Origin of the sequence: Mesorhizobium sp. M7A.F.Ca.US.014.04.1.1, assembly GCF_003998745.1 — a bacterium.
GTDB lineage: Bacteria > Pseudomonadota > Alphaproteobacteria > Rhizobiales > Rhizobiaceae > Mesorhizobium > Mesorhizobium ciceri.
Genome location: NZ_RZRW01001457.1, coordinates 1 through 451, shown reverse-complemented (window position 1 = coordinate 451; position 451 = coordinate 1). Strand labels below are relative to the sequence as shown.

General features: G+C 61.9%; 1 protein-coding gene. It reads left to right on the top strand.

Annotated features, from left to right (window positions below):
• Positions 1-12: 12 nt before the first annotated feature.
• The coding region (locus EOA22_RS37095; RefSeq protein WP_245478826.1) for a substrate-binding domain-containing protein at positions 13-451 on the top strand (439 nt) is incomplete at its 3' end.

Genomic DNA, 451 nt, shown 5'->3' with positions numbered 1-451 from the left:
GGCAAGGATTATGTGACCGTTGTCGCCTCCGACAATGAAAAGAACGCCTACTTCGCCGCGCAGGAACTTGTCGGGGCGATTGGCGGCAAGGGCGAGGTCGGCATCATCACGCTGGTTTATGACTATTACTACTCCGTCGCAGCCCGAAAGGTCGGTGCCTTGAAGGCGTTCGGCGAACATCCCGACATCAAGGTCGCGGATGTCGGCACCTTCACAGCCCCCGAGAAGGCTTACGAGGTTGCCACCGCAATGTTGACGGCGCATCCCGACATGAAGGGCATCTTCGTTGCCTGGGACACGCCCGCCCAGCAAGTCGTGGCCGCGGCGAAGACACTCGGCCGCGATATCGTCGTCACCACGAATGACATTGCCGCTGACAGCGCGCTGAACGTTGCACGCGGCGAATTTCTGGCCGTAGGCGCGCAGCGTCCCTACGACCAGGGCGTCGCCG